A 1,124-nucleotide genomic window follows, 5' to 3' on the forward strand; every position below is an offset into this window, starting at 1 on the left:
AAACGCGCCGGCGTGATCACGGCCGGACCGCGCAGCCCGGAACCGGGGGCGCCCTATACCTATGTCACGACCGACACATTCCTGTCGGTCTTCGGTCTCGCCAGCCTGCGCGACCTGCCGGACCTGGAAAAGCTCGAGGATGCCGGCCTGCTCTCGAAGGACACGCTGTTGGTTGAGGAGATTCCGAGGGGTGGCGGCGACGAAGGGGAGGGCGACACGGAACGCGACGACCTCCCATTTGATGATCCGGATCCGGCGGATGGAACTGAGCCTCGGCTCTGAACCGAGATCGCACAGCCGTCCCGGCCACGCCCCGAGTCGCGGAGATTATCCGCGGATAGTGGATAGAATCTAACGTTAGGTACCCGGCCACAATCGTCCAAGGTCACTCCCCGCCCCGCTAGATCGAGCAGGGAGCRTGCTGTCTCAGGCAACGGTGTCAGCAAGGTCCTTGGCAACTTTGAATTTCACGACCGTCTTGGCCGGAACATCGATCATCGCCCCAGTCGAGGGGTTGCGGGCTTGACGGGCATCGCGTTTCGCCGCGGAGAGCTTGCCGACCCCGCCTAGAGTGACATCGTCACCTTCGTTGAGCGTCTTCGATACGACAGCGGCCAGAGAGGTGAGGATCGCTCCGACATCAGCCTTCGACTTATTGGTCTCTTCGGCAATGGCTGCAATGAGTTCGTTCTTAGTCATCGGAAATCCATCTAAGTTCGGGAATCCCGACATAGTCCGGCAATACCGATATGCAAGAGGAGGAAAGCCGGCCCCTGGTGACGTGTGTCGGTGGCTATAAACGTTCGCCTTAGCCAAGACCTTGTCGTTCCATGGATGATTTAGAGACTACAATAGAGAAAAGCTGCAAGAAATAGCTCTGCATTTTTGGAGGCGGAAGCTTCGGTGCTTCGGATTATGCGCCAGCGCCGGAGGGGGGACCGTGCCGCGGCATCGCAGCACTGAGTTTCGCCTCCGCCAAGAGAGCTCCGCGGTCATTGCGCCAGCGCCATTCACCCTCGGCTGCATAATTTATCGTGCGAAGAGTTGAATACCTCGTACCGATCGCTGAACTGGCGATCTTCGCAGCGAGTACTGCTTCAGGGGCTCGGACGCCGATTTTGCCA

Annotated in this window: 2 protein-coding genes; one reads left to right on the forward strand and one right to left on the reverse strand. The window is 59.3% G+C overall.

The annotated features are described in order from the left end of the window. The coding region (locus AC1DJT_RS36820; protein ID WP_476836076.1) for an SMC-Scp complex subunit ScpB at positions 1-282 on the forward strand (282 nt) is incomplete at its 5' end. A gap of 144 nt (positions 283-426) precedes the next feature. Here AC1DJT_RS36820 and AC1DJT_RS36825 read toward each other — a convergent pair. After that, positions 427-699, reverse strand: a complete 273-nt coding sequence (locus tag AC1DJT_RS36825) for an HU family DNA-binding protein (protein WP_476769639.1) — start codon at positions 697-699, stop codon at positions 427-429. Positions 700-1,124: the final 425 nt, after the last annotated feature.

This window comes from Allobosea sp. 05T422_2 (assembly GCF_056396265.1).